At 62.1% G+C, this 24,903-nt stretch carries 15 protein-coding genes; 11 read left to right on the top strand and 4 right to left on the bottom strand.

Features of this window, described 5'->3' with window-relative positions:
* Positions 1–9: 9 nt before the first annotated feature.
* From OHL18_RS03390 to OHL18_RS03370, 5 genes are read left to right on the top strand one after another with little or no spacing between them, the layout of a single operon-like run.
* Positions 10–939, top strand: coding sequence for an SCO family protein (locus tag OHL18_RS03390; RefSeq protein WP_263373420.1), 930 nt, complete (start codon positions 10–12; stop codon positions 937–939).
* Positions 940–941: 2 nt separating this feature from the next.
* The gene (coxB, locus tag OHL18_RS03385; protein ID WP_263373419.1) at positions 942–2,024 is read left to right on the top strand and encodes a cytochrome c oxidase subunit II; all 1,083 of its coding nucleotides are present in this window, start codon (positions 942–944) and stop codon (positions 2,022–2,024) included.
* Entirely contained in the window at positions 2,021–3,697 is a 1,677-nt protein-coding gene (ctaD, locus tag OHL18_RS03380) for a cytochrome c oxidase subunit I (RefSeq protein ID WP_263373418.1), read from the top strand. The genes coxB and ctaD overlap by 4 nt, the downstream gene beginning before the upstream one ends.
* Positions 3,690–4,463: a cytochrome c oxidase subunit 3 family protein gene (locus tag OHL18_RS03375; RefSeq protein WP_263373417.1), complete on the top strand. Its 774-nt coding sequence runs from the start codon at positions 3,690–3,692 to the stop codon at positions 4,461–4,463. The genes ctaD and OHL18_RS03375 overlap by 8 nt, the downstream gene beginning before the upstream one ends.
* Before the next feature lie 27 nt (positions 4,464–4,490).
* Entirely contained in the window at positions 4,491–4,835 is a 345-nt protein-coding gene (locus OHL18_RS03370; RefSeq protein WP_263373416.1) for a cytochrome C oxidase subunit IV family protein, read from the top strand.
* A 155-nt stretch (positions 4,836–4,990) separates the two neighbouring features.
* Here the strand turns inward: OHL18_RS03370 and OHL18_RS03365 are convergent, their stop codons facing one another.
* Positions 4,991–5,521: a GNAT family N-acetyltransferase gene (locus OHL18_RS03365; protein WP_263373415.1), complete on the bottom strand. Its 531-nt coding sequence runs from the start codon at positions 5,519–5,521 to the stop codon at positions 4,991–4,993.
* A gap of 287 nt (positions 5,522–5,808) precedes the next feature.
* Between OHL18_RS03365 and OHL18_RS03360 the strand changes: the two genes are divergently transcribed.
* Together OHL18_RS03360 and OHL18_RS03355 are read left to right on the top strand one after the other, a co-directional pair.
* Positions 5,809–7,230 (top strand): deoxyribodipyrimidine photo-lyase, encoded by a 1,422-nt coding sequence (locus tag OHL18_RS03360; protein ID WP_263373414.1) that lies wholly within the window; start codon positions 5,809–5,811, stop codon positions 7,228–7,230.
* Positions 7,231–7,705: 475 nt separating this feature from the next.
* Positions 7,706–10,027 carry a protein kinase domain-containing protein gene (locus OHL18_RS03355; RefSeq protein WP_263373413.1) on the top strand — a complete coding sequence of 774 codons (2,322 nt, stop codon included), beginning with the start codon at positions 7,706–7,708 and terminating at the stop codon, positions 10,025–10,027.
* Between the two features lie 228 nt (positions 10,028–10,255).
* Here the strand turns inward: OHL18_RS03355 and OHL18_RS03350 are convergent, their stop codons facing one another.
* Together OHL18_RS03350 and OHL18_RS03345 are read right to left on the bottom strand one after the other, a co-directional pair.
* Entirely contained in the window at positions 10,256–12,901 is a 2,646-nt protein-coding gene (locus OHL18_RS03350; RefSeq protein WP_263373412.1) for an ABC transporter permease, read from the bottom strand.
* Positions 12,898–13,242: a PadR family transcriptional regulator gene (locus OHL18_RS03345; protein ID WP_263373411.1), complete on the bottom strand. Its 345-nt coding sequence runs from the start codon at positions 13,240–13,242 to the stop codon at positions 12,898–12,900. Before OHL18_RS03345 ends, OHL18_RS03350 begins: the two co-directional genes overlap by 4 nt.
* A gap of 422 nt (positions 13,243–13,664) precedes the next feature.
* On the opposite strand from OHL18_RS03345, the gene OHL18_RS03340 reads away from it, so the two are divergent.
* The 4 genes from OHL18_RS03340 (at position 13,665) to OHL18_RS03325 (ending at position 23,824) form a co-directional block, all read left to right on the top strand.
* Complete coding sequence (locus OHL18_RS03340; protein WP_263373410.1) at positions 13,665–13,802, top strand: hypothetical protein; 138 nt, start codon at positions 13,665–13,667, stop codon at positions 13,800–13,802.
* 66 nt (positions 13,803–13,868) lie between these two features.
* Positions 13,869–14,816, top strand: a complete 948-nt coding sequence (locus OHL18_RS03335) for an SDR family oxidoreductase (protein WP_263373409.1) — start codon at positions 13,869–13,871, stop codon at positions 14,814–14,816.
* A 13-nt stretch (positions 14,817–14,829) separates the two neighbouring features.
* The gene (locus tag OHL18_RS03330) at positions 14,830–16,224 is read left to right on the top strand and encodes a nucleotide sugar dehydrogenase (RefSeq protein ID WP_396273831.1); all 1,395 of its coding nucleotides are present in this window, start codon (positions 14,830–14,832) and stop codon (positions 16,222–16,224) included.
* A gap of 328 nt (positions 16,225–16,552) precedes the next feature.
* On the top strand, positions 16,553–23,824 hold the full coding sequence (locus OHL18_RS03325; RefSeq protein WP_263373408.1) for a choice-of-anchor D domain-containing protein: 7,272 nt from the start codon (positions 16,553–16,555) through the stop codon (positions 23,822–23,824).
* 77 nt (positions 23,825–23,901) lie between these two features.
* Here the strand turns inward: OHL18_RS03325 and OHL18_RS03320 are convergent, their stop codons facing one another.
* Entirely contained in the window at positions 23,902–24,486 is a 585-nt protein-coding gene (locus OHL18_RS03320) for a hypothetical protein (RefSeq protein ID WP_263373407.1), read from the bottom strand.
* Positions 24,487–24,903: the final 417 nt, after the last annotated feature.

The following is a 24,903-nucleotide window of genomic DNA, read 5'->3' as shown; positions in this document are numbered from 1 at the left end:
GATATGTGGATGAGAGCGACAAAGCGAGGGTGGAAGGGGACGGCGGCAGATGTGTGCGCCGGGCTTCTGGCGCTGCCTCTGCTGGTCGCGACGGCATCGGCGCAGGTCTCGAGCTATGGCGATAAGCAGGCGGGCGAGAATACTGGCGACCAACTGCCGACGGTACTGCAAAAGGTCGCTGTGACGCAGCACCTGAACCAGCAGTTGCCGCTTGACGCGGAGTTCGTTGACGAGACGGGCAAGACGGTGCATCTCGGGGACTATTTTGGCGGCAAGACCCCGGCAGTCATCTCGTTGGTTTACTTCAGCTGCCCGCTGCTTTGTTCGGAAGAGCTGGACGGGCTGACGAGTTCGCTTGAGATGGTACACCTAACCCCCGGTAAGGACTTCCAGGTCGTCATCATGAGCATCGATCCGACAGATACTCCGGCTGATGCGGCGAAGAAGAAGGCGTTCTACCTGAAGCGTTACGGGCGTCCAGAGACGGCGGATGGATGGCATTTTCTTACAGGCAAGAAGCCGGCGATCGATGCAGTCACTGACGCAGTGGGATTTGGGTATGTTCGGGTTCCGGGGCCGGATGGTCGGCTGACGCAGTTCGCTCATGCGAGTTCGATCGAGCTGGTCACGTCGCAGGGCAAGCTGGCCCAGTACTACCTTGGCGTGGAGTATTCACCGAAGGACATGTTGCTGGGGTTGATCGATGCCTCGGGAAACAAGATTGGGTCGCCGGTCGCGAATATTCTGACCTACTGCTATCACTACGATCCGCAGACGAACAAACACTCCTTGATCGTTGCTAGGGTAGTCCAGTTTGGCGGGATGGTGACGATGGCGGGTCTGGGCGGTTTTATATTTTTGATGTTCCGGCGGGATTTGAAGTTGGGTCGCGAGCATAACCTGACAGGTCGCAACGGATCGAGAACGGATAAAGGGTAACGATGCATATCAGTCCAGTACTCTGGCAGTTTTTAGTGAAGTGGCTCCACTCCTCGGCGTTGTTCCCGGCTGAGGCGTCGACGATTGCGCCTTGGACCGATGCGCTGTACTTCTTTTTGCTGGCGATGACGGTGGTCGGCCTGGTGCTGGTGGGCGCGCTGATCTTCGGGTTCTCGATCCGGTACCGCAAGGAGCGCAGCCCGGTGGCGACGCAGATCGAAGGCTCGACCCTGCTCGAGGCGACGTGGACGATCATTCCGCTGGCAATCTTCCTGGTAACGTTTGTGTGGGGCGCGCTGCTGTACTTCCGCATCTACAATCCGCCGACCAATGCGATGAATATCTACATCGTTGGTAAGCAGTGGATGTGGAAGGCCGAGCATCCGGGTGGGCAGCACGAGATCAATGCGCTGCACGTTCCGATTGGACGGCCAGTGCAGTTGACGATGATCTCGCAGGACGTGTTTCACAGCTTCTCGATTCCGGACTTCCGGGTGAAGCGCGAAGTGATTCCGGGGCGCTATTCGACGGTGTGGTTCCAGGCGACGGAGCCGGGAACGTACCACCTCTTCTGCACGCAGTATTGCGGCACGGCGCACTCGGCGATGATTGGCTCGATTACGGCGATGAGCCCCGAGGACTACACCAAGTGGACGCAGCAGTCGACGAGCGGCATGTCGCTGGCACAGAACGGCGAACGGCTGTACTCGGCGATGGGCTGCAACGCCTGCCATAACGGCTCGGCGGCGGCGCGTGGACCGAATCTTGCGGGAGTTTATGGGTCGAAGTTGCAGCTCACGAACGGATCGCAGGTTCTTGTAAATGACGCTTACTTGCGGGACGCTATTCTTAATCCGTCGCAACATATTACGGCGGGGTATGCGCCGATTATGCCGACGTACCAGGGGCAGATCAGTGAAGAGGGTCTGATCGACCTGGTGGAGTTTATCAAGAACCTTGATTCCAACTACCGCGTCAAACAGACGCTGGTCACAGCAGAGTCCGACCAAGCAGCCCCGAGCACGCCACAGCCAGTCGTGCCTCAGCAAGGCCCGGGAGCCAGCACAGGGATGGTGAAGCCATGAGCGCTACAACACATCACACGATCGTCAATCTTCCTGATCAGAGCACGGCCGAGTTGCCGAAGCGGAACTATCTGAACAACGAGCACGGCCTGTTGAGCTGGCTGCTGACGGGCGACCATAAACGCATCGGCATCCTGTACCTGATCTCGATCACGTTCTTCTTCTTTCTGGGCGGAGCGTTTGCGGGCCTGATCCGGTTGGAGCTGCTGACGCCGCAGCCTGACCTGGTTGCGTCCGACACGTACAACAAGTTCTTCACCATGCACGGGTTGATCATGATCTTCCTGTTCCTGGTGCCGTCGGTTCCGGCGACGATTGGGAACTTCCTGATCCCGATCATGATCGGCGCGAAGGACCTGGCGTTTCCGAAGATCAACCTGTTGAGCTGGTATCTGTACCTTGGCGGCGCGTTGTTCACGCTGATCGCGCTGGTACAGGGTGGAGTCGATACGGGGTGGACGTTTACGACGCCGCTCTCGACTCACTACCTGAACACGCATGTGATCACGGCGGCGACGGGCGTATTCATCGTAGGGTTCTCGTCGATCTTTACCGGGTTGAACTTTATCGTGACCATCCACCGGATGCGCGCGCCGGGCATGACGTGGTTCCGGATGCCGCTGTTCGTTTGGTCGAATTATGCGGCCTCGATCCTGATGGTTCTGGGAACGCCGGTGCTGGCGATCACGATCGTTCTGGTGGCTCTGGAGCGCACGCTGGGTATCGGAGTATTCGACCCGACCAAGGGCGGCGATCCTCTGCTCTTCCAGCATCTCTTCTGGTTCTACTCGCACCCTGCCGTGTACATCATGATTCTGCCGGGTATGGGCGTGATCTCTGAGGTCATCAGCACCTTCAGCCGGAAGCGGGTGTTTGGCTACACGGCTGTGGCGTTCTCTTCGGTGGCGATTGCGCTGTTCGGCTTCTTCGTGTGGGCACACCACATGTTCATCATGGGCGTGTCGAACTACTCGGCGCTGGTGTTCTCGCTGCTGACCATGCTGGTCGCGGTGCCTTCGGCGATCAAGGTCTTCAACTGGGCGTTCACTCTGCAGAAGGGTTCGATCACGTTCGAGACGCCGATGCTTTATGCGTTCGCGTTCATCGGACTGTTCACCATTGGCGGACTGACGGGCGTGTTCCTTGGATCGCTGGGCATGGACATCCACCTGACCGAGACGTACTTCATCGTGGCGCACTTCCACTACGTGATGGTGGGCGGCATGTTGATGGCGTTCCTGGCGGGCATTCACTTCTGGTGGCCGAAGATGACAGGCCGGATGTATCCGGAGTCGGTGTCCAAACTTTCCGCAGTAGTCAGCTTCATCGGGTTCAACCTGACGTTTATGCCGCAGTTCATCCTTGGCTACCTGGGTATGCCGCGCCGGTATCATGCGTATCCTCCGGAGTTCCAGGTGCTGAACGTGCTTTCGACGGCCGGAGCGACGGTGCTTGGGGTTGGCTTCCTGATGCCGCTGATCTATCTCGCGTGGTCGCTGAAGTATGGAGCGATTGCGGGCAACAATCCTTGGCAGGCTACGGGACTTGAGTGGCAGATTCAGTCTCCTCCGCTGACGGAGAACTTCGTTGAAATTCCCGTTATGGACCATGAAGCGTATGACTACGAGTGGCTGGAACACAAGCACGCAAACGAGGTAACGACCGTTGGATAACGCCATCGCCACCCATCCTGACGTACACGGTGCGGCCCATGAGGAAGATCACGAACACGTGATGCTTCCGCAGCACCGCCATCACTTTGAGACGGAGCAGCAGCAGCGCGAGGCGGGCAGCTTCGGCATGTGGCTGTTCCTGCTGACCGAGATCATGTTCTTCGGCGGCATGTTCTTCGCGTACCTGCTGTATCGCAACTGGTACAACCCGGCTTTTGTTGCCGCTTCGAACCAGTTGAATGTGACTGAAGGCGCGATCAACACGGTCATCCTGATCACGTCGGGGTTCTTCATGGCGCTGGGCGTTTGGGCAGCGGAGATGAAGAAGCAAAAGCTGCTGGTGATCTTCTTGGTGCTGACGACGATCTTCGGCTTCGCCTTCCTCGGCGTAAAGGCCGACGAGTACCACGAGAAGTATGAGAAGCACCACATTCCAGGAGCGAGCTTCGATATCCGCGAGTTCGTGAACCCGCCGATCGATGCCAAGACGGGCAAGCCTGATCAGGTGCCGATGGCTCCGGACATGGCGCAGAAGACGCAGATCTTCTTCTTCTTGTACTTTGCGATGACGGGGATGCACGCGTTCCACATGATCCTGGGGCTTGGGATCTTGTTCTGGCTGATCTGGCGAGCGAACCGAGGGGAGTTTTCTGCGGGGTATGTTGCGCCGATTGAGAACTTCGGGCTCTACTGGCACTTTGTCGATATCGTGTGGCTGTTCCTGTTCCCCTTGCTGTACCTCATCAATCGCCACCCGCTTAAGTAACTTCGCAATACTTCAAGGAGTCATGCTGTGTCTGAACACGATCAATACCACGACCCGTCGAACGTCATCAATCCGGAGCACGCTGAGCATCATGTGGTTCAGCCGATCACGTATCTCGCTGTCTTCGGCACGCTGTTGCTGGGGACGCTGATCACGGTGTTTGCCGCCGACTGGGACTTGGGGGTGTTCAACCCCATCATTGCGCTAGGGATCGCTTCGTTCAAGGCGGTGGTGGTGATCCTGTTCTTCATGCACGTGAAGTGGCAGTCGAAGCTGATCAAGATGACCGTAGGCGCGGGATTCTTTACGTTTCTCGTTTTGATCACGATGACGCTGAGTGACTACATCAGCCGGTCGTGGGGGCTTTGGTAACGGCTCTTTGTTTGAGTCACGACGGCGCGACCCAAGGGCCGCGCCGTTTTGCGTTTGGGGGCTTTGGGGGCGGGAGCGGTCGAGCTTCGCTCGATGTCCCACCCATCGCGTGAGGCAAAGGCGCGATGGATGGGGCACCGGGTTTTGTGGTCGGATTAAAGCGGGCGGGCTAGGATGAAGTCGTCGCAGAGGATGTCCCCAACCTGGAACTTCCGGACGCCGGCCTTGATGAAGCCGTTGCGATAGTAGAAGCTGAGGGCGGTCTCGTTTTCGGCGTTTACGCCTAAGAGGAGGCGCTTCTTGCCGGCCTCGCGGGCGATCTCGACGGCCTTGTTCATGAGCAGGCGACCGGTGCCGGTGCCCTGGAAGCGGGCAAAGAGGTAGATGCGTTTGAGCTCGATGTCTGCGGGGGTGATGTCGTCGAGAGGAAGGTCGGGTGGGGTGACGAGGATATATCCGATCGGGGCGTCGCCGGGCTGCATGACGGCTAGCCATGCCTGGGTGTCGGGGGTGGTGAGGTATTTCTTATAGGCGGCGACGGAGTGGTTCTTCTCGCAGTGCTGGAGCAGGGATTGGCCGTCGACCAGGCCGGCGAAGGTTTCGAGGGTGGTGCCGGCTCCGACGATGGCAAGCGCGGGTGCGTCATCAAGGGTGGCGCGGCGAAGTGAAATCTCATCAAAAGGCATTCGGGTTTCTCGTGTTTGAGGACAGTTTATCGCGGTGGGATTGGTAGGGTGGGAATGCGGGATTTTGTGGTGGTGTGAGCGGAAGGCCAATGCGGGGGTCTCTCCACTGCGCGGCGGACGGTGAGGCTGTCCGCCGCTCCGGTCGAGATGACGTGCTTTCGCGGTGTAGAAACGGGCTAGGGAACGGTTTACGTCCCACCCATCACGATGAAACTGTGATGGATGGGGCACCCGGCACTCGGTTCTTGGTAGCCGGGATTTCGTGCGTTCGATGAGAGGGTTGATTGATGGATGAGTTTGAGGCGCTGAAGCAGAATCCGCGGGTTACCGTTCGGCGGGATGGGGCGGCGAAGGCGGATGGGAAGTGCGTTGTGTACTGGATGCAGCGGGCGCAGCGTGGCGTGGACAATCATGCGGTGAATGTCGCGGTCGAGGTGGCGAACCTGCTTGGGCTGCCGCTGGTGGTGTACTTTGCGGGGATCTCGAACTTTCCCAGCGCGAATCTGCGGCACTATGTGTTCTTGCAGCAGGGGTTGCCGGATATCGAAGAGGACTTGGCAAAGCGGAACATCTCGTTCGTGATGCGTCGGGCTCCGCATGAGTCGCATGAAAAGCTGCTGGCGGATGTGGATGCGGCGTTTCTGATTGGCGATGAGAACCCGATGCGCGAGCCGGAGAAGTGGCGGAAGCACCTGGCGGAGAAGATCTCGATTCCATTCTGGACGGTGGATGCGGATGTCGTCATTCCGTCGAAGCTGATCGAGAAGGCGCAGTATGGGGCTTATATCATTCGGCCCCGGCTCTACAAGCTGCTGCCGGAGTATCTGGTGCCTTATGAGAATCCTCACGCGAAGCATGAGTGGAAGCGGCCGAATGGGTTTCATGCGGATTCTCTGACCGAGGACATGACGAAGGGGTGGGAGCATCTCGACCGGAGCGTGCCGCCGGTGGAGGCGTGGCAGGGTGGGACCCATGCGGCGTTGAAGCGGCTGAAGCTCTTCACGGGCTCCATGCTGGCGAAGTACGACGAGACGCGGAACCATCCTGAGATGGATGGGACGTCGGCGCTGTCGCCTTATCTTCACTATGGGCATATCGGGCCGCAGACGATTGCGCTGGCGGTGGAGGCGGCGGCGAAGAGTGATCCGTTGCTGACGAAGGCTCGGGACAGCTTTATCAATGAGCTGATCGCGTGGCGGGAGCTGGCGGTAAACTTCGTGATCTGGTGCCCGCAATACGACACGGCGGACTGCGCGGAGGATTGGGCGAAGAAGTCGATTGCTGAACATGCGCGGGACGAGCGGGAGCAGCTTTATACGCTGAAGCAGCTCGAGCATGCCGAGACGTATGACGAGCTTTGGAATGCGGCGCAGATCCAGATGACGCGGCACGGATGGATGCACAACTATCTGCGGATGTACTGGGCGAAGAAGATCCTTGAGTGGACGCCGGATGCGGCTACGGCGGTGAAGTACTGCGTGTATCTGAATGATAAGTACGAGCTGGATGGGCGCGATCCTGGAGGGTATGCGGGGATTGCGTGGGCGATTGTGGGGAAGTTCGATCGACCGTGGTTTGACCGGCCGATCTTTGGGAAGATCCGGTACATGTCGGGTGGGTCGACGGGGAAGAAGTTCGATTCGAAGAAGTACATACGACAGATGAATGCTCTGCCGGGTGGGGTGGTGGAGGAGTTTCGGTTGCGGTGATGAGAAGCCGTGGGCGGAGAGGTGCGAGCGGTTTCCGAAGACGTGAGCTGTCTCGGGGTCCTTCGACTGCGGCGCTTGCGGTGATACTGCAAGCGCCTCCGCTCAGGATGACGGAGTCTTTGGGGGTAGGGAAGAAAGTGGTTCGTGCTTCGCACGAATATCCCACGTTAGCGACGATGAAGCTGTCGCGAGGATGGGGCACCCGAATCGTTTGGGCTGAGGGGATGAGGGTGGGTGAGCGGTTTACGTCCCACCCATCGCGATGAGGCTGCGATGGATGGGGCACCCGTGCGTCTGTGCTGGGTGCGCGGATGTTAGACTTCGTGGGAAAGACGCTCGACTGTGGTTGGCGAAACGAATCGAGCCCCGCTGACACTGCTTATTGGTTCCATCGAGGATCTTGAGTCCTCGCGCAGTTGTTTGTGTTGAGCAATGACCCGGCAGATCGTGGAGACGCCGGCGGAGGGAAGGCCCTGTGTCTGATCGTTCGTATTCGCAGTCCGCGGAGACAGCGGTCCAACTTGCTCCCGCAACAACCTATCTGGGACGGTATGTCATCCAGAGGCCGATCGGCGCTGGTGGCATGGGCGAGGTCTTTTGCGCGCGGGACACTCGGCTGGAGCGGACCGTCGCGATCAAGATCCTGCCGCGGGACACCGCAAACGATACGGGGCGGAGCCGTTTGCTGAACGAAGCGCGTGCCGCGTCTGCCTTGAATCACCCCAATATTGTGGCGCTGTATGACATCTGCACGGACAGAACCTCTACGGGCGGGGACGTCGATTTTCTGGTGATGGAGTTCGTCGATGGACGAACGCTGACTGAGATGATTGCGGAAGCGCCGTTGAGCTTCGAGCAACTGGCTGCTCTTGGGTCGCAGATGGCACTGGCGCTGGGCGCGGCGCATGGGGCGGGGATCGTTCATCGAGACGTCAAGCCGGCGAACATCATGGTCACGAAGGCGCAGCAGGTGAAGGTGCTCGACTTCGGGATCGCGAAGGTGACGCGCAGCGATGGGACTACGCGGCTGACCGGCGTTGGACAGATCATCGGAACGGTGGCGTACATGTCTCCGGAGCAGACGCGCGGGGAAGAGACGGACTTCCGGTCGGACATCTTTTCGCTGGGATGCGTGCTTTATGAGGCAGCGGTTGGAGAGCCGCCGTTCAAGGCGGGGAGTGTTCTCGGACTGATGCACGAGATTGTCACGACGGAGCCGGAGCCGCCCAGCGTGTATCGCCCGGAGCTGCAGCCGGAGTTTGTTCGGCTGGTGATGCGGTGCCTGGCGAAGGAGCGGAGTCAGAGGCCGGAGTCTGCGATTGAGCTGGCTACGGAGCTGCGGTCGCTAGCTTTTCCAACTCGGCAGGAGGGCCATGTTCGGGAGAAGCGCGCTTCGGTGGCCGTGCTACCGCTGAAGGTGCGAGGCCCTGCGAGCGAGCAATATCTTGCGGTGTCACTGGCGGAGGCGCTGGTTCATCGGCTTTCGTCGACGGGGAAGCTGCTGACCCGGCCCATTGCGAGCGTGATGCGCTATGCGGGCGAAGAGGTGGACTGGGCTAAGGCGGCGCGGGAGTTGAACGTCGATCTGGTGGTCGAGGGAACGGTGCAGATCGCGGGGCCGAAGATTCGGGTGCTGGTGGGGATTCATCGGGCGAGCGACGCGACGACGATGGCGTCGCTGAAGCAGGATGGAGATGCGAGCGATCTCTTCGCGTTGCAGGACCGGCTTGCGGATGCGGTGAGCGAGGTCTTCGTTCCGCGTCAGAAGGGCGGGACGGGGACGCAGACGCCGCCGACGAAGCATCCGGGGGCGTTTGAGCTTTATCTGCGCGCGGTGGATCGGCAGGTGCATGTGGACAAGTTCGAGATGGCCTCGGCGATCGAGCTGCTGAATCGCGCCACGGAACTGGATCCCTCGTTTGCCGATGCGTGGGGACTGCTGGCGCAGGCTTATACGCAGATGGGAGCGCATCTCGATCCCGATCCGAAGTGGTTCGAGCTGGGTGAACGAGCGATTGCGCGGACGCTGGAGTTGGATCCGGTGCAGTGCAACGCTCTGTGCGCTCGCGGCGTGATCCTGTGGTCGCCTTCGCGGAGCTTTCAGAATCGGGCTGCGCTGCGTGCTTTGAATGCGGCGATCAAGATCGATCCTGCTCGACCGACGGCGCGTCATCAGCGGGCGGCGATCCTGTGGCATCTTGGGTTCTTCGACGCCGCGGAGCGGGACGCTATGGAGTTGAAGCTGGCGAATCCGGCGCTGGGCACGATGCATCAGGGCGCGATCGCGCTGCAACGAGGGGAGTTCGATCTGAGCGCGGAGCACTATGCCAGCGCGCTGGAACTGGAGCCGAACGGCGTTCTCAATCATCTGCTTTCGCCGATTGCGGTGTTGTATGCGGGCCGGCTCGAAGAGGCCAGGGTGGCCATCGGGAAGGCGCGGCAGATGTTTCCGGCGGAGTCGTTCAGTCTGGGGTTGGAGGCGATTGTTGCCGGGATCGAAGGCGATGCGCGGCGTGCCGAGAAGCTGGCCGATGAAGCGGCGCACAGCGTGCATAGCCTGACGCACACGCACCATACTTGGCACTCTTGCGCTGCGGCGTACACGCTAAGTGGAAGGCCGGAGAAGGCGATTCACGAGCTGGAACGGTGTGCCGCGATGGGGCTGCCGAGTTATCGTCTGTTCGAAGCCGACCCTTATCTTCGGGGGCTGCGGGGTGAGCCTCGGTTTAGCGAGCTGATGACGAATCTAAGGCGGGAGCATGATTCGATTCGGGATGAGTTTGGGTTGGAGGGGTAGAGGTGGGGGACAGGCAGCGGCGAAAGCCAATGCGGGGATCTCTCCACTCCACTGCGCTTCGGTCGAGATGACGGGTCTTTCGTGCTTCGTGCTGGGAACTGTCCCAACCATCGCGTACGAAAACGGCGCGGTGGATGGGGCACAGAGTGTTGGCTGGTTCGAGAAGCAGATCCTCCGACTTCGTCGAAGGATGACAAGGTTTACAGGTCTGATGACAAGCTTGGAGGGTTAGCTGTTGCGGAGGGCGACCATGGGGTTGATGCGCGATGCGCGGCGGGCGGGAAGATAGGCTGCGGTTAGGGCTACGCCGATCAGGATGGCGACTGTGGCGGCAAAGGTGGTGGGGTCTGTGGCATCGGTGGCGAAGAGGAGTGAGGCGATGAGCCTGCTCATGGTGAGCGAGGCGATGGCGCCGATGGCGACTCCGATGGCGGTCATGCGCAGGGTGGCTTTGAGGATGCGGCGCTGGACGCTGGCCTGGCTGGCTCCGAGGGCCATGCGGATGCCGATCTCCTGGGTCTGGCGGGTGACGGTGTAGGAGATGACGCCGTAGATGCCGAGCGAGGCCAGCACCAGTCCAAGGGCGGCGAAGATGGCGACCAGGACGGCGAAGAAGCGGCGCGGCGAGGTGGCGTGGTCGACGATTTGTTGGAGGGGTTGGAGCGTGGCGGCGGGCTGGCCGGGGTTGAGGGCGCGGAGCTTGGCCATGATAGCGGGCGCAAGGGCTTCGGCGGGGAGGCGGCTGCGGACGACTAGCTGGGTGCCGGCCTCGCCCCAGTCTTGCGAGACGTTGACGTAGACCTGCCAGCCGGTGTCGGACTCGACGCCGTTGGCGTGGACGTCGGGGACGACGCCGACGATGCGGTCGCTTTTGTCGCCGAATTCGACCATGCGGCCGATTGGATCTTGATTGGGAAAGAGGAAGTCGGTGGCCTTCTTGTTGAGGATGATGACGGGTTCGGTCTTGGCGGTGTCGTGCCAGGAGAGATCGCGGCCGGTGATCTTCATGCCCATGGCAGGAAGGTATCCGGGGGAGACGACATAGACGAGCGTGCCGGGACGGGCGCTGCGTGGGTAGTCGACGCCCTTGACGCCGGGCGAACCCCAGCTGCGATTGCGGGTGAGCGGGAGATTGTCGGAGAGGCCGGCGGCTTCGATGCCTGTGATGCTGGTGACCTCGCTGAGGACGGTCTGGTAGAAGGCGCTGCGGACTTCGACCTTGGGGCTCGGGCTTTGTTCGATCTGCATGCTGTAGCCCTGGGCGGGGCGGAAGCCGAGATCGACATCGAGGACGTGGAGGAAGCTGCGGAGAAGCAGGCCTGCGCCGACGAGCAGGACGCAGGCGAGGGCGACCTCGGAGATAACCAGAGCGGTGCGGAGGGTCTCGTTCTTGCGGCCGTCGCTGGCGCTGGTGCCGGAGTCCTTGAGGGTCTCCTGCAGGTTATTGGTGGACATCTTGATGCCGGGAGCGAGCCCCAGGAGCAAGGTAGTGACGAGGGCAATGAGGAGGGTCCAGAGGAGAACGGGCGTGTCGATGCGAAGAGTCGCGAGGAGTGGAAGTGCGAGCGAGCCTTGATGCGCCAGCCAGGTGGTCACGCCGAAGGCGATGAGGAGGCCGAGGGCCGCGCCGCCGATGGAGAGGACGGCGCTTTCGGTGAGGAGCTGGCGGACGAGGCGGGCGCGGTTTGCGCCGAGGGCGACGCGGAGGGCGAACTCCTTAGAGCGCGTGGCGGCTCGCGCGATGAGGAGGTTCGAGAGGTTGACGCAGACGATGAGCAGGATGAGACCGACGGCGACCCAGAGGAGGTTGAGCGAGCGGCGAAGCTGGCCGGCGACGTGCTCCTTGAGCGGCGTGGCGGCCATGGGGCCGTAGCTGCCCTTGGATTCGGCCTGCTTCTTGCTCCAGTAGAGCTGGGGAGCGACGATGCGGGCATCAGCGGAGGCCTGGTCAATAGTGACGCCGGGTTTGAGACGGCCCTGGAGGGTGAGGGTGTTGCCCTGATTACGGATGTCGTCGAGGGCAGTGGGGGTGAGGACGTCGACGCGGGTTCCGGGAGAGAAGACGGCACCGAAGTCGAAGGCGGGGGGAAGGACGCCGACGACGGTGGTGGGGGAGTTGTCGAGGGAGATGGCTTTGCCGACGATGCTGGGGTCGGAGTCGAAGTGCTGCTTCCAGAAGGGATAGGAGAGCAGGACGACGGGAGCGGCGTGGGACTGTGCTTCGGCGGGGGTGAAGTTGCGGCCGAGGATGGGGGTGACGCCGAGGACGTTGAGGAAGTTGCCGAGGACGCCGATGCCGGTGATGGACTGCGGGATGGCGGTGTTGGTGCCGGTGAGCTTGATGTTGTCGGGGGAGGAGAAGGCGTAGTAGCCGGTGATGTCGGTGAAGGAGTGGTTGATGGCGCGGAAGTCGTCGTAGGCGTCGGAGGAGTAGCTGGATCCGGAGATGCCGCCGGAGGTGGTGGCGGGGGCGATCCAGGCGAGGCGATCGGGCTCGGCGAAGGGGAGCGGGCGGAGCAGGATGGTGTCGACGAGCGAGAAGACGACGACGTTGGCGGCGATGCCGAGGGCGAGGATGGTGACGGCGACGGCGGTGAAGCCGCGATCACGTCGGAGGGTGCGGAGGCAGTAGCGAATGTCCTGGCGGAGGCGGTCGAAGGCGGCCGAGGGGCGGGCGTCGAAGGCACCTTCGCGGGCGGATTCGAAGGCGCCGAAGTCGATTCTGGCGCGGCGGCGGGCCTCGGCGGGGGACATGCCGGCGGCGAGGTTGGCCGCGATGGCGGCTTCGAGGTGCAAGGTCAACTCTTCGTCGATCTCGGCGGATGGTTTGGGCTTGAAGAAGAAGCGGAGGCGAGTGAGGAGCGGGTTGGTCATGCGGAGACCTCCGGGGTGGTGTTGAGCACAAGGGCGATGGCGGAGCTGAGGCGGTCCCAGGTGGCGAGTTCGGTGTCGAGCTGCTTTTTGCCGGTCGCGGTGAGGGCGTAGAACTTGGCCTTGCGATTGTTCTCTGAGGTGCCCCATTCGGCGGCGATCCAGCCCTTGTACTCAAGGCGATGAAGGGCGGGGTAGAGCGAGCCCTGGCCGATTTGGAGGACATCCTTCGAGACCTGCTGGATGCGAGAGGCGATGGCCCAGCCGTGCATGGGGCCGAGGGCAAGGGTCTTGAGGATAAGGACGTCTAAAGTTCCTTGAAGCAGATCGGTGGAGGGCGGCATTTGTTCCCCTTGATGTTCGACAAGAGCGGTTGGAGATGATGATCGTACGTCTCTTGTCGGATGTCAAGGGGAGATATGTGGCGGAGGTGTCCGGGGCTGAAGCCCGCTGCTACTCCGAGCGATGGTGCTGACGGGCGAAGGGAGGCAGGTTCGTTGCCCGGAACGCGTATGCCCATCGCAACTTTGCGCTGATGGAGTGGCAGCTGATCCTTCCGGATGGGAGCGGAGCTTCCATGGGGTACGACTCGATTCGTCTGTCTGGCGAGGCTCAGATTGAGAGCATCATATGGTTTCCGAAGGACGCCGCTGTTTGGCTGAGCGCGAAGTAAGTGCGTAGTTTTGGATGGAAACAGGGGAAAATCTTCCGGGTTCGGAAGGTGGCCGAAGAGCGTCCAACAGGGTGAAGGTGATTGAGGTGACCCATGGAATACACTCAGACGAATCCGGCTTTGCTCGCTGCTGTCCGGCTCCTGCAGCGGATTGGCATTGAGCGATTCGTTGCCTCGGTTCGAGGCCAGGATGGCGGCGACTATCGCATGCAGACGATGAGTGAGAGTTAGCATGCTGCGACTTCAGAGAGCGGTGTGCCGTATGGTTCGGCGTCCTGGGTACGGTAAACTTAGGACTTGGCTACCTATTTGATTACCGGCGCTGCCGGATTTATTGGCTCTCATCTGACGCATACGCTCGTCTCTCGTGGGGACAAGGTTCGGGCGTTCGACAATTTTGTGACCGGGCGGCGGCAGAATCTGTCGCGGATCTTGAACCGCATCGAGTTTCACGAAGGCGACCTGCGGGATGCGGACGCGGTGAACCGGGCGTGCGAAGGTGTGGACTACATCCTGCACCAGGGGGCGCTTCCTTCGGTGCCGCGCAGCGTGAAGGACCCGCGAACCAGCCATGAGTCGAATCTGGACGGGACGTTCAATGTGCTCGAAGGGGCGCGGGCGAACGGGGTGAAGCGGGTGGTGTACGCGGCTTCTTCGTCGGCGTATGGGAACCAGCCGGGATTTCCGCGGCATGAGGGGATGAAGCCGATGCCGATTGCTCCGTATCCGGTGCAGAAGCTGGCGGGCGAGCTGTATATGCAGTCGTACTGGCAGGTTTATGGGCTGGAGACGGTGTGCCTGCGGTACTTCAATATCTTTGGGCCTCGGCAGGTTCCGGATTCTCCTTACTCAGGGGTGATGGCGAAGTTCATCCTGCAGATGATGCGGGGAGAGACGCCGGTGATCTTCGGCGACGGGGAGCAGGGGCGGGATTTCACGTACATCGACAACGCGGTGAGCGCGAATCTGTTAGCGGCTGCTGCTCCGGCGGACCAGGTTGCGGGAAAAGTGTTCAATGTCGCGTGCGGTGAACGACATACGTTGAATGAAACGTATCGAATTCTTGCGCAACTTTTAGGCTTCGAAGGCCTTCCAATGTATACGGAAGTGCGCGCGGGCGACGTTCGCGACTCGCTGGCCGATATTTCTGCCGCCCAGGAAGCGTTTGGCTACAAGCCCCTGGTCGGCTTCGAGGAAGGTCTGCGCCGAACGGTCGCGTGGTATCAGGACACGCTCGGGCAGTAAGGCTCATAACAACTTGACGACACAAACTCTAGATCAGGCCCCCCCCAGGACCGCTACCAAGACCGCTTCTGCCTCTCTGTCCGATTGGCTGCAGCACATCGAGAACCGGACGGCACGAGTTGGCATTGTTGGGCTGGGATACGTTGGACTGCCGCTGACGCTGTTGTTCAGCGAGGAGAGGTTCCGCGTTACCGGGTTCGACATCGACGACGCGAAGGTGGAGCGACTGAATGTGGGTGGATCGTACATCCACCGGATTGAGCCGGAGCATATTCAAGGGGCGCAGAAGGCAGGGTTCTCGGCGACTTCGGATTTCTCGCAGATTGCGGGGATGGATGCGGTGTTGATCTGCGTGCCGACTCCGCTGCACGACGACCACACGCCGGATATGAGCTATGTGGTGTCGACGATGGAGGCGATTGCCCCGCATCTGCGCGCGGGGCAGTTGGTGGTGCTCGAGAGCACAACGTATCCGGGGACGACGGAAGAGATCGTGGTGGAGACGATCAACCGTTATGGGGCGGGGCGTGGGTTGGCGGTGTTGCGCAAGGGGCAGGACGATCTTGATGGGGTGATGGTGGCGTTCTCGCCGGAGCGGGAAGATCCGGGCAATATTGTGACGCCGCGGCGAGACATTCCGAAGGTGATTGGTGGAGTGGATGAGCGGGCGGCGAAGGCTGCCGAGGCCCTGTATGGGACGGTGTTCAATCGGACGGTGCTGATGTCTTCGCCGGCGGCGGCGGAGATGACGAAGCTGCTCGAGAACATCTACCGGTGCGTGAATATCGCGTTGGTGAACGAGATGAAGCAGCTCTGCGAGAAGATGGGGATCGACGTGTGGGAGGTGATCAACGCGGCGGCTACGAAGCCGTTCGGGTTCCAGGCGTTTTATCCGGGGCCGGGCGTGGGCGGGCACTGTATTCCGGTCGATCCGTTCTATCTCACCTGGAAGGCGGAGCAGTATGGGCTGCAGACTCGGTTCATCGAGCTTGCCGGCGAGGTGAACGAGTCGATGCCGCTGCACGTGGTGGAGACGGCGGCGCGGGCGATGGAACGAAATGGTGTCAACCTGCGGAATGCGCGGGTGCTGGTGCTTGGCGTGGCGTACAAGAAGGACGTCGATGATCTGCGGGAGTCGCCTGCGCTGACGATTATCGAGCTGCTGCAGAAGGCGGGAGCGACGGTGGCTTATAACGATCCCTTCTTCCCGACGGTGGGGCGTGGGCGGAAGTATGACCTGAATCTGGCTTCGACTCCGTTGGAGCAGTTGGGGGATTTTGATTGCGTTTTGATCGCTACCGACCACTCGAGCTATGAGTACGAAAAGATCGTAACCGAAGCGCGGCTGGTGGTAGATTCTAGGAACGCAACGCGGGCGATCCAGTCGGCGAAGATCGTGCGTTGCTAGAGCTTTGACTGGTTGAACTTTTTCCGTCCCACATCTGGCGATGAAGCTGTCAGATATGGCACCCGGTCGTTCGTGGGTTGCGAGAGCAGGAAGCGGACTTTAGATCCGCGATGATTTGCTGGTCTTCTGCCATTCCCGTTTTGAAATTTGTGAACTAACTCCTCTCTTACTTTTCCAGGTTCTGCGTTGACTGACTGCGAACCAGCTTGCAGCATCGTCGAAGATGCCGCAGGCGGTCCGGAGCAGGAGCATGGGCCTTCCTACTCTTCCCAGATGTCGAAGAATGCATCGCCGCGCCAGTTTGTGGTGCGGAACGGTGGGATTTGTCGTGCTCGTTTCTGGGTTGGGGTTGGGGCAGGAACCCACCCATGCGATAAAGCCGCATGGATGGGGCACCCAACATGGACGACTTGAGCACGGGCTGAGGGCGCGGCGGTTCCTTGCTGGCCGGGAGAGTGGTGCGGCGGGGATGGAGCTGGCGCGGCGGCAGCAGGCGGCGATGCTGGCGGAGCCGCGGGTGACGCCGCTGACGACGGCGTGGCAGCCGGTGGGGCCGATGCAGGTGGCTAGTCTGGCTTACGGCAAGGTTACCGGGCGGGTGACGGCGATTGCGATCGATCCGGCGGACGCTAGCGGCAATACGGTCTATGTGGGGACGACGGGCGGCGGGGTTTGGAAGTCGACCAATGCGGCGGGAGCGGCGTCTGCGGTGAAGTTTGTTCCGCTGACGGACACGCTGCCGGTGTTCTCGCTGAATAGCGGCAGCGCGACGATTGCGTCGTTGAGTATCGGGGCGCTGAGCGTGGGAAACGGGGTCATTCTGGCGGGGACGGGGGACACGAACGACGCGCTGGATTCGTACTACGGGAGCGGTCTCCTGCGGAGCAATGACGGCGGGGCGACGTGGACGCTGGTGCAACAGGCAGACACTGCGCAGGGGGCGACGAGCGGTATCCATAGCTTTGTGGGGCTGGGATTTGCCGGGCTGGCGGCTTCACCGACAGTGATGGTGGCGGCTGTAGGGGATGCGGCTGAGGGTAAGTTTGTGAACGCGGCGGAGACGGAGTATAGCGTTCGCGGGCTGTATTTCTCCACCGACGCGGGCGTGAGCTGGCAGATGGCAACGATTCTGGACGGCATGCAGACGGTGCAGCAGCCGCTGCCGAACGGGGAGAACGTGGGTGGGAATGCGGCGACGGCGGTGGTGTGGAACCCTTTGCGGCAGCGGTTTTACGCGGCGGTGCGGTTCCATGGGTACTACGAGTCGGCGGATGGTGCGACGTGGACGCGGCTGGCCGCTCAGCCGGGTGCGGGATTGACGGTGGCCGCGTGTCCGGCGAATCCGGGGTCTGTCGGAAGCGCGACCTGCCCGATCTTTCGCGGGGCGCTGGCGGTCGAGCCGGAGAGTGGCGACACATTTGCGTTTACCGTGGATGCGAACTACGGGGACCAGGGGATATGGCGGGACAGTTGCGCGGCGATGGGCGGAGTCTGCTCGACGAGTGAGATTGCGTTTGCGACGAAGCTGAACTCGGGGCCGCTGGAGACGGGCGGGGCGATCGGCGGACAGATCTTTCAAGGAGATTACAACCTGACGCTGGCGGCGATGGCTTCGGGGAGCAGCACGCTGTTGTTTGCGGGGACGCTTGATCTTTATCGATGCAGCTTGACGACAGCGGCGACGGGCGCTGGCGGGTGTGTGTTCCGCAATACGACGAATGTGGAGGATGGATGCGCGGCTCCGGCGATGGTGGCGCCGGGGCAGCATGCGCTTGCGGGGCTTGCAGGAGGAGCGCTGCCACTGGTGTTTGTGGGCAATGATGGCGGGCTGTGGCGGTCGCTGGATGGCGTGGCGCAGCAGGGGAGTCCGTGCGCGGCAGATGATGCGACGCACTTCGACAATCTGAATGGGGGGTTGGGGTCGCTGGCGGAGGTGGTGCAGTTCTCGCAGCACCCGACGAATGCCGACATGCTGCTGGTAGGGCTGGGAGCGAACGGGACGGCTGCGACTTCGACGGCGTCAGATCTTTCGGCGTGGGGGCAACTGGCGGATGGCGAGGGAGGGTACTCGGCGATCGATCCGGTGAGTCCGGCGAAGTGGTACGCGTCGACGGCGCCGGGAGTGAGCATCACATATTGCAGCCAGGGCAGCGCGTGTGGGCCGACGGAGTTCGACACACAGCCGACAATTGGAGCGCCGCAGGTTACGCAGGATGCTTCGCTGATCGACCCGCCGTGGCTGCTGGACCCCGCGCTGAGCTCGAATGTGCTGATTGGGACGTGCCGGGTGTGGCGCGGCCCGGCGACGCAGAGCACGGCTTGGCCGGCGACGAATGTGTTGAGCAGCGAGTTTGGCGGGCCGCAGAACCAAGCGTGTGACGGGACGAACAACTTTGTGCGGTCGCTGGCTGCGGGAGGACCTGCGGCGACGGCGACGACGGCGGCGGGGAGCGGATCTACGGTGCTGTATGCGGGGATGGCGGGGGTTCTCGACGGCGGTGGGAGCGTGGGTGGGCATGTGTTTGCTACGACGGATGCAAATGCGGCGAGTTCGGTGACGGCCTGGACCGATCTTGCGGGATCGCCGGTGACGAACGATGGGGTGGGTGGCGGTGTGTTCAATGCGGCGGGGTTCGATATCTCCTCGGTCGCGGTCGATCCGCATGATGCGACCGGGATGACGGTGTATGCGACGGTGATGGGGTTTACCGGGAACGGGGTGACGGCGGCGCATGCGTATCGCTCGACCGATGGCGGAGCGCACTGGACGAACATCGGGAGCAATCTGCCGGACGCTCCGGCGAACAGCATCGTGGTCGATCCGAACGATGCGAATACGGTTTATGTGGCGATGGACACGGGCGTATTTGTAACGAACCAGGTTACGAGTTGCACGAGCGCGAGCTGCTGGAGCGTCTATGGGAGCGGGCTGCCGAACGCTCCGGTGGTGCAGCTGGTGGCCTCGGCGACGACACCTGCCGGGGGTGGAACGGTTGGGGAGTTGCGGGCGGCGACTTATGGCAGAGGGATATGGCAGATTCCGCTGCTGACGGCGGGGCCGGGGACCAATGCGGCGATCACGCTGACGCCGGCAGCTCTGGCCTTTGGGACGCAGGCGGTGGGGTCGGCAAGCGGGGCGCAGACGATCACAGTGACGAATGGTGGAAGTGCGGCGCTGGTGGTGTCTGGAGTTACAGCGACGGGGGATTTTCCGGAGACGGATGATTGTGTGGGGTCATCGATTGCGGCTGGAGGGAGTTGCGCGGTGCAGGTGGTGTTTTCGCCTACGGCGGTGGGTGCGGCGACGGGGGTGCTGACGATCTCGGCGAACGTGGCGGGAGGGCAGGCGACGGCGGCGCTGACCGGGACGGGAGCGGCTGCGGGAGCGGTGGTGCTGACTCCGCCCTCGGTGAGTTTTGGGACGGTGACGGTGGGTGGAACATCGGCTTCGCAGAACATCGTGATCGCGAATACAGGTGGTGTGGCAGTGGCGCTCTACGGGGAGACAGTCGCGGGAGACTTTCAGATGGCGACGAATCACTGCGGGGCGTCGCTGGCTGCGGGGGCCAGCTGCACGATTGGGATGACCTTCGCGCCGACGGTGGCTGGGATTCGGAATGGGACGCTGTCGGTGGTGGACTCCGCGGGGACGCAGCTTGCGTCGCTGACCGGGGTTGCGGCTTCGAAGGCGACGGACACGTTGTCGCCCACGTCGCTGACGTTCGGGGCGCAGATGGTGGGGACTACGAGTGCCTATCAGACGGTGTTTTTGACGAACGCGGGGGACACGGCGCTTACCGGGATTTCGGTGGCTATAGGGGCGGGCGATTTTCAGGTAGTGAACAGCTGCGGCGCGACTCTGAGCGGACATGCGGCTTGTACTATGCAGGTGGCGTTTGCGCCTGCGGCGGTGGGGATGCGGACGGGGACGCTGGTGGTGACCGACGAGTTTGGCCAGGAGAGTGTGGCGTTGACGGGGACGGCGGTGGCGGTGCCTACGGTGGCGCTGACACCGGGGTCGCTGACGTTTCCTCTGACGATTGTCGGTGCGCGGACAGATCCTCAGCAGATCCTCGTCACCAATGCTGGAGCGGGGCAGCTTACGGTGGCATCGGTTTCGATTACCGGGGACTTTACCGAGACCAACAGTTGTATCAACCAGTCGGTTACAGGACCTTACAGCTGCGGAATCCTGGTCACGTTCGCGCCGAGTGCGCCGGGGACGCGGACGGGCTTGATCACGGTGACGGGTACGCAACCGGGGCAGCAGGCGAAGGCTATCTTGACCGGGACGGCTGTCTCCCCGGCGGCGATTACGCTGACGCCGGGGAGCGTGGACTTTGGGACGCTGGAGGTGGGGAAGACGAGTTCGGCGCAGAGCGTGTCGATCGCGAATACGGGAGGAGTTGCGGCGACGCTGCAGGTGCCTATGGTGTCGGGAGACTATCAACTGACGGCGAATACATGCGGGGCGGCGCTGGCGCCGGGGGTGGGATGCACAGTGTCGATTGTCTTTGCGCCGACGGGACGAGGCGCACGCGGTGGGGTGCTGAATGTGCTGGATTCGGTAGGGGATCAGCAGGCTGCGTTGACCGGGATTGGGGTGACTCCAGCTACGGATTCGCTGTCGGCTCAGTCGCTGAGCTTTGTGCCTCAGCTTGTAGGGACTTCAAGCGCGGCGCAGAGTGTGACGCTGGCGAACGCCGGCGATGAGCCGTTGACGCTGGTCGCGGCGAAGGTGACGAGCGGGCCGTTTTCGGTGACGAACAACTGCGGGACGAGTTTGAGTGCTCAGAGCTCGTGCATGATTGCGGTGGTGTTTTCGCCCACGGCTGCAGGGGCGGCGACTGGGACGCTGGTGGTGTCCGATGCGCTGCGATCGCAGACGATTGCGCTCTTGGGGAGCGCGTTTGCGCCGCCGGGTGTGGGGCTGCCAACGGGGCCGGTGGCGTTTCCGGTGACCGTGATTGGGCAGAGCTCCCTGCAGACGGTGACGGTGTCGAATGCGGGTGGCGGGACGCTGGTGGTTGGGTCGGTGACGACTACGCCGGGGACGTTTGCGGAGACGGACAACTGCATCGGTGCGGCGTTGAGCGGGGCGGCGACTTGCTCCGTGCAGGTGAGGTTTTCGCCGCTCTCGGCGGGAGCGTTGCAGGGGGCCTTGACGGTGAGCGGGACGGGGAACGTGACGGGGCAGCCGCCAAACCCTGCGACGTCCACGGTCGGGCTTACGGGGACGGGAGCGGAACCGGCAAAGATCGTGCTGACGCCTGCGGGGCTGAGTTTTGGGGCGGTGACGCTGGGGCAGACGAGTGCGGCGCAGAACGTGACGATCTCGAATACCGGCGGGGTGAGCGCGGCTTTGACGTCGGTCTCGGTCACGGGCGACTTCATTACGACCGCGAATACGTGTGCTCAGACATTGGGGCCGCAGGCGGGATGTACGGTGTCGGTGGTGTTTACGCCGAAGGCCTCTGGGACAAGGACGGGGACGCTCTCGGTGACGGATTCGGTGGGGGTGCAGACGGCGAGTTTGACGGGGACGGGAGCTTCGCCGGCGACGGATACGCTGTCGCCGCTGGCGCTCAGCTTTGGGACGCAGACGGTGGGGACGGCAAGCGCGGCGCAGGCGGTGACGCTGACGAACTCCGGCGATGAGGCGCTGACACTGATCGCTACGACGGTTTCGAATTCCAACTTTACGGCGGTGAACCAGTGCGGGCCGATGCTGGCGGGGCACTCGAGCTGCGCGATTCAGGTGACGTTGACGCCGATGGTCAATGGGTCGGTGATGGCGACGCTGACGGTGTCGGACCAGTTTCGTTCGCAGACGGTGGCGTTAAGCGGGACGGGATATGAACCGCCGACGGTGGCGCTGACGCCGGGGATGCTGACGTTTCCGGCGACGGTGATTGGAGGGAGTTCGGCGGCGCAGACGGTGATGATTACGAACTCCGGTGTGGGGCAGATCGCAGTGGGGAAGGTGGCGATCACGGGGGACTTTGTCGAGACGGATGGGTGCGCAGGGAAGGTGCTGAGCGGGAGCGCGAGTTGCAGCGTGACAGTGGTGTTTGATCCGACGGCCGCGGGGGTGCGACAGGGCGTGCTGACGGTGACGGGAGTGGCGGCCGGGCAGGTGGCTACGGCGATACTTCAAGGGACGGGAGCTACGCCGGCGGCGATCGTGCTCAATCCGGCGAGTACGAACTTCGGGACGGTGACGCTGGGTTCTGCGAGCATGGCGCAGAATGTGACTATCTCGAATACGGGCGGAGTTGCGGCGACGCTTCAAGGTGTCTCGATCAGCGGGGACTTTACGGTGAGCACGAATACCTGTGAGAGTTCGCTGGCGTCGCAGACCGGGTGTACGGTGGGGATTGTGTTTACGCCGACGGTCTCTGGGAAGCGGACGGGTGTGCTGACCGTGACGGATTCGGTGGGGACGCAGACGGCGGCGCTGACCGGCGTGGGAGCGAGCGCGGCGACGGATGGGCTGAGTCCGCTGGCGCTGACGTTTGCGCCGCAGCAGTTGAATACGACGAGCGCGGCGCAGGTTGTGACGTTGACGAACACGGGGGACAACGCGCTGACGCTGATCTCGGCGCTGGTGACGAGCGGGGACTTTGCGGCTTCGAGTGCATGTGGGAGCTCGCTGATTGGACATGCGAGCTGTGCGATCTCGGTAGTGTCGGTGCCGAAGAGTGTAGGGCCGGGGAGTGGGACGCTGACCGTGTCCGACGAGTTCAGGACGCAGACGGTGGCGTTGAACGGGACGGGTGTGGCTCCGCCGGGGGTGACGCTGTCGCCGCTGGCTGGGCTGACGTTCGGGGCGACCGGGGTGACTACGGTGTCCGCGCCACAGGCGATGACGCTGGCAAATAACGGTGGCTCGCCGCTGGTGGTAGCGGGGATCGTGGTGACGGGGGATTTCAACGTTCCGGCAGCTAAGAATGCTTGTACGGCCACGGTGGCTCCGGGAGGGTCGTGCGCGTTCCAGGTGGTCTTTGCGCCAACGGTAGGAGGAGCGCGGACGGGGACGGTTTCGGCGATGACGAATGCGCCGGGACCGGCTCCGGTGGTGCCGCTGGCGGGGATGGGCGTGGATTTTTCGCTGGCGGTGAATGGGGCTACGAGCGTGACGGTGAGCAGTGGCGGTGCGGCGGTGTTTCCGCTGCTGCTGAGCTCGGCGGCGGGGATTCCGGGGACGGCGACGCTGGCATGCACGGGAGCGCCAGCAAATGCGACGTGCGTGGTGACGCCGGGGAGCGCGGGGCTGGGAGGGTCGACGACGATCTCGGTGACGGTGGATACGGGGGTGACGGTGGCTTCGAGTGCGTGGTCTTCGAGATCGGGAGTGTGGTGGGTGATGGTTCTGCCGGTGGTGTTGCCGTTTCGGCGGCTTCGTTTCCGGGGATTGTTGCTGTTCGTGGGGCTGATCGTGCTGGCTGGGTGTGGGTCGGGGAGGTTGATTCCGCCGCCGGGTGGTGGGGGCGGTGGTGGAGGGTCGCCGGTGACGCCGAGCGGGACGTATTCGATTGTGGTGTCGGGGACGAGCGCGGGGTTGACGCGGTCTGTGACGTTGACGCTGGTGGTGCAGTGAGATCTGTGGTGGACCCACCCATGGCCAGGTGCGAGCCATCGATCAGGCACCCGCACCCGACCTCTAGTCAGATTGATCTATTGTGAATGGGTCTCGGAGAAGCGGAAGTTCCTAAGAGCCAGCTGAACGATCGGATGCGGCCACGATTCGAAGTTGCTGAGACCGGGGTCGATCGGAAGCACGCTGGTGTTAAAGATTCCCGTCTTTCCGGGGACGGTCATCATTGCATCGAAAAAGAGCTTCTTCTTGAGCTTGTTGCGGGTCACTAAAAGCATCATGAAGCCTCTCGGTGCCTTCTCTTGAGTGAACTTAAACTCCACGTCCGCCTTTGCGGGGTCACTCTGGTAGGTGATCCCAGTCAATCGATCACCGGCGGTGGTGACATTGACGCCGAAGGCTTCCCCAGCGAAAAGATACACATCGCCAGACGCCACATAGGGCACATGATCGAACTTCTGCTCGTAATAACGCGGATCGTCGACATGGAGCTTCAAGGCAAAAGGGGAACGGAACACCGGGTCGTTCGGCGCAACCTCGCTTGCCTGTGGGCTGCACGGCAGCGGCAACATAATAGCAGCCAGGACAAGAGCGAAAGTGACATCTTTCTTCATCGCATGGACGTTGAACTCAGCGTTGGAACCGACAGCTTGATAACGAGCCATAAGGTCTTCCTTTCTTAGGATCATAGGCCTGCCGTTGGGCTTTCTATAGGAACGAAAGTTGAACTTAGTTTTCCATTGGCACCGGCACATCCATTTCTCAGGTTGTTAGCAGCGCACTTATCCACGCGCCGTTCCCGATCTCCCATGCCATCTAGATCGGCACTGTTCAGGGGCTTAGGTCAGGCTGCCGCGGTTGGTGGCGCTGACGTTGGTGGTGCGGCGGGTTCGTGGCGGCACCCAGCAGTCTCCCATCACACCAGTTTTCGAGAACAAGCGATGGTTCTCGATGGCAATCACTTTCCCGCATTCGCCTTGCGTCGCATCCGATAGGTTACGGCATGTGCATTCTGCTGCGCCGAAGTTGCAGACAGTATGTGGGTAAGCAGACAAAATTTGAGGTCTCATGCCTGTACCGTT

Origin of the sequence: Granulicella aggregans, assembly GCF_025685565.1 — a bacterium.
GTDB lineage: Bacteria > Acidobacteriota > Terriglobia > Terriglobales > Acidobacteriaceae > Edaphobacter > Edaphobacter aggregans_B.
This window is presented reverse-complemented; position numbering and strand designations above follow the sequence as displayed.